4 protein-coding genes are annotated in these 4,395 nt (G+C 64.4%); all 4 read left to right on the top strand.

The annotated features are described in order from the left end of the window. The first annotated feature begins 334 nt into the window (after window positions 1–334). The 4 genes from AC0L25_RS32125 (at window position 335) to AC0L25_RS32110 (ending at window position 4,282) form a co-directional block, all read left to right on the top strand. On the top strand, window positions 335–1,429 hold the full coding sequence (locus AC0L25_RS32125) for an ABC transporter ATP-binding protein (RefSeq protein ID WP_473599134.1): 1,095 nt from the start codon (window positions 335–337) through the stop codon (window positions 1,427–1,429). Window positions 1,430–1,503: 74 nt separating this feature from the next. Then, complete coding sequence (locus tag AC0L25_RS32120; protein WP_473599133.1) at window positions 1,504–2,619, top strand: ABC transporter substrate-binding protein; 1,116 nt, start codon at window positions 1,504–1,506, stop codon at window positions 2,617–2,619. Window positions 2,620–2,642: 23 nt separating this feature from the next. Next, window positions 2,643–3,476, top strand: coding sequence for an ABC transporter permease (locus AC0L25_RS32115; RefSeq protein WP_473599132.1), 834 nt, complete (start codon window positions 2,643–2,645; stop codon window positions 3,474–3,476). After that, entirely contained in the window at window positions 3,476–4,282 is an 807-nt protein-coding gene (locus tag AC0L25_RS32110) for an ABC transporter permease (protein WP_128187504.1), read from the top strand. The genes AC0L25_RS32115 and AC0L25_RS32110 overlap by 1 nt, the downstream gene beginning before the upstream one ends. The last annotated feature ends 113 nt before the right edge of the window (window positions 4,283–4,395 follow it).

The raw sequence follows: 4,395 nt of genomic DNA, 5'->3' as shown, positions 1-4,395 counted from the left end.
GGGTTCGGTCTCCCGTCCGCCACCGCACCTGCTTTCATAGCAGAGTCGGCAAGAAACAAGTTACAAGGGGGGCGCGAAGGAACGCTAACTTTTGCAGCAACTCTGAAACCAGCGATGGGCAGCTCCATAGTTGATAGGCTGGCGGGACAGCGCCCCCCTCTGTCCTACCGGACATCTCCCCCACACGGGGGGAGATTGGCGGCTCAAGCGTCCCGCTCGCCTCCCCCACGTCGGCAACAGATGAATCAAATTTGCCGGTCAGGCGAAAACTATTCGGTTGCGGTGAGCCGCCGCCCTGCCTACGATTTCAATCAGCATTGAGGACAAAGGCAGGATGCAGCAACCCGGCCGTGCCGCAGAGATCAAGGCAATCGGGATCGGCAAGAGCTTCGGCTCGTTCCGTGCGCTGGACGATCTGACGCTCGATATCGGCCGCGGCGAGTTCCTGACCCTCCTCGGGCCCTCCGGTTCGGGCAAGACCACCTTCCTGATGATCCTTGCCGGTTTCGTGCAGCCGACCGACGGTCGCCTCTACACCGACGGCGTCGACATCACCGAGCGGCCGGCCGAACAGCGTGCCGCCGGCATGGTTTTCCAGGGTTACGCGCTGTTCCCGCATATGTCGGTCGAGGCCAACATCGCCTTCCCGCTCAAGGTGCGCAAGAAATCGTCGGCCGAGATCAAGCGGCGTGTCGGCGAGATGATCGAGCGCGTCGGGCTGAAGGGCCACGAGAAGAAACTGCCGTCGCAATTGTCCGGCGGCCAGCAGCAGCGCGTCGCGCTGGCGCGCGCCCTGGTGTTCGAGCCGGGTGTGCTTTTGCTCGACGAGCCGTTCTCGGCGCTCGACAAGGGCCTGCGCGGCCAGATGCAGGCCGAGATGAAGCGGCTGCACCAGGAAACCGGCACCACCTTCGTCTTCGTCACCCATGATCAGAGCGAGGCGCTGGCACTGTCGTCGCGCGTCGCCATCTTCAACCACGGCAAGTTGCTGCAGGTCGGCGCGCCTGACGAGGTCTACGACCGGCCGGCCAACCGCTTCGTCGCCGAGTTCCTCGGCGAGATCAACATGCTGCCGCTGAAGGGCGTGCGCAACGCCGACAACGGCGCCACCGGCCTGTGCGAAGACCGCACCATCACCCTGCGCGGCAATGCAAGCGCCGTCGGCAGCAACGCCATCCTGGCGATCCGGCCCGAATACATGTCGATCGCCCCCGAAGCGACAGCCGGCGAAAACGGCATCGCCGCGACTGCGGTCGCCTCGACCTATCTCGGCGCTGCGACGCGGCTCGATCTCACCACGCGCCAAGGTGCCAAGGTGACGGTCTCGGTGCCGAACGAGGTCGCCGCTTCGGCACTCAGCAGGGGCAATTCCGTGTGGCTGACATGGCCTGCGGAAAAAGGTTTCCTCCTTCCGGACGGAGGACAATGACGATCGGCGTGGCGAAGCCGAAATTCGCCAGGCTGGCTTTCGGGAAATATCAACGACAAAAAAGGGGAACTGACATGACGAACAAAACCAAGAAACACTCCATCGAGACGCTGTCCGCCAGGGCGGCGCGCGGCGAGATCTCGCGCCGGCAGTTCACGCAGCTGGCCGCACTCGTGCTGGCCGGCACGCCGATGCTGCTGCGCTCGACCGGCGCCTTCGCGCAAGCCAAGGAACTGGTGCTGGTCAACTGGGGTGGCGACGCCATCACCGCCTATGACGCGGCCTATGGCCAGGCCTTCACAAAGGAGACCGGCATCACCGTCAAGATGGATGGCTCCGGCCCGACCGAAGGCGCAATCGCGGCGCAGTTCAAGAGCGGAGCCCCAACCTGGGACTTGGTCGACGTCGACCCATTCTCGGCGATCACGCTCGGCGCACAAGGCATGCTCGAGCCGATCGACTATTCGATCGTCGACAAGAAGAAGATGCGCGAGGGCTTCGGCTGGGAGCACGCCGCCTCGACCTATTTCTTCTCCTATGTCATCGCTTATGATTCCGAAAAATTCGGCAGCCAGGCACCGACCGGCATGGCCGATTTCTTCGACGTGACGAAATTCCCCGGCAAGCGCTCGCTCTACAAATGGGGCGTGTCGAGCTGGGAAGCGGCACTGCTCGCCGACGGCATCGCGCCGGCCTCGCTCTATCCGCTCGACCTCAAGCGCGCGCATGACAAGATCGCCGCCTTCAAGGAGAACGTGGTGGCCTATTGGGGCGGCGGCGCCGAAAGTCAGAGCGTGCTGCTCGACGGCGAGGCCTCGATGGCGATCGTCTGGTCGACGCGGGCCTCGCTGATCGAGCAGGATTCCGGCGGCAAGATCAAGTTCATCTGGGACCAGGGCCTGATTTCGCCCGGCGCGCTCGCCGTGCTCAAGGGCAATCCCGGCGGCAAGGACGCGGCGATGAGGTTCATCGCCAGCGCCCAGGACCCGGAAAAGCAGCTGATCATGTTTGACAAGCTCGGCCAGGGTCCGGCCAATCCGGCCGCCGACGCGCTGATCCCCGCCGACAAGAAGCGCATCAACCCGGTCGACCCCGAAAACATGAAGAAGCAGATCCCGCTCGACATGGAGTGGTACGCCAAGAACTACGGGGCCGCACTCGACGAATACACGAAGATCATCTCCGCCTGATCGACCGGGATAACCGGGCCGAGATGAAAGCATATCTCTCCGACAGGATCGGCGCGGCGCTGTTGATGGCGCCGCTGCTCCTGTTCCTTGGCGCCGCCTACGCCTGGCCATTCTTCGGCGTCGTCAACTGGAGCTTCACCCTGCCCGAGCCGGGGCTCGGGCAGTATGGCACGCTGCTTAGCGACCCGCTGGTTCAGTCGGTGTTTGTCCGCACGCTGCGCATCGCCGCGATTGTCACGATCGTTTCGGTTGCCGCCGCCTACGCCATCACCGTGGTGTGGGTGCGCGGCACGCCGGCGCAGCGCGTGATCGCCGAGTTCTGCATCCTGGTGCCGTTCTGGATCTCGGTGCTGACGCGCGCCTTCGGCTGGGTGGCGCTGCTTTCCAATCGCGGCCTGTTCAACACCTGGCTGCAGGCGATCGGCTTCATCTCAGAACCGCTGACGCTGGTGCGCAACGAATTCGGCGTGATCGTCGGCATGACGCATTTCCTCATTCCCTTCGCCGTGTTTCCGCTGGCGTCTTCGATGCGCAGCCTCGACGACCGCGTGCTGCTGGCGGCGCGCGGGCTCGGCTCCAGCCGCATGCGCACGTTCTGGTCGGTGTTCGTGCCGATGACGCACTCCGGCATCATCGGCTCGGCGCTCATCGTCTTCGTCTTTTCGCTTGGCTTCTTCGTGACGCCGGCGATCCTCGGCGGCGGCCGCAGCGTGATGGTCGCCGAGCTGATCTATCTTCGCATCTTCCAGAGCCCGGACTGGGGCCTGGGGGCGGCGATCAGCGTCGTGCTGGTGCTGTTCGTCGGCGCGCTGATGGCGCTGGTGTTCCGCTATGTCAGACCGAAGCAGCTGATCTGATGCCGACCTATCGCCCCGGCCCCGTCTCGCTGGTCCTCGCCGCCCTGGTTGCGCTGTTCCTGCTGTTGCCGCTGCTTGCCGTCATTCCGGTGTCGCTGACGCCGACCCGCATGCTGGCAATGCCATCCGGCGAATTGTCGCTGCGCCACTACCGGGCGCTGATCGAGGATCCGCGCTGGATCAACTCGATCCTGCTCTCGATCAGGATCGGCGTCGTCAGCAGCGCTTTCTCCACCGTGCTGGCACTGTGCTTCAGCCTTGGTGTGTGGATGTTCCAGCCGCGCTTCACCGCCGCGCTGGTCGGCTTCGTGCTGCTGCCGATGGTGGTGCCGCCGGTGGTTTCGGCGATCACGCTCTACTTCCTGCTGACCTCGATTTCCGGCGTCAGTTCGTTCTTCGGCTACGACACCTGGCTCGGTGTCGCCATGGCGCATGCGGTGATGACAGTACCCTTCGCCACAGTGCTGATCCTGGTGTCGCTCAGCCAGCTCGACCGGCGCATCGACCTTGCCGCGCGCGGCCTCGGCGCCACGGTGTGGGAGCGCGCCACCCGTATCATCATGCCCAACATCAAGTTCGGCATCGTCACCGCAGCCCTGCTGTCCTTCGTGCTGTCCTGGGAAGAGATCGGCGTCACCCTGTTCATCACCTCGGTCAACGCCATCACGCTGCCGCGCCTGATGTGGATGGGCCTGCGCGACAACATCGACCCGGCGATCGCCGCACTTTCGGTGATCCTGATCATCATCACGGTGCTGGTGCTCGCGGCGCGCAGTGCTGTGGTGAGGCTGCGCGGGGGGCAGTGAGGCGTCCGAAGCGGAGCGCATATCCGCTCGATAGTTGGCGGGACAGCGCCCCATAGGCGCTAACTTAGGGCACGAGCGTTATCCTTGCTGCGGCGGATTGGCTTTTTCGTCGC

Source organism: Mesorhizobium sp. WSM4813 (assembly GCF_055811555.1).
This window is presented reverse-complemented; position numbering and strand designations above follow the sequence as displayed.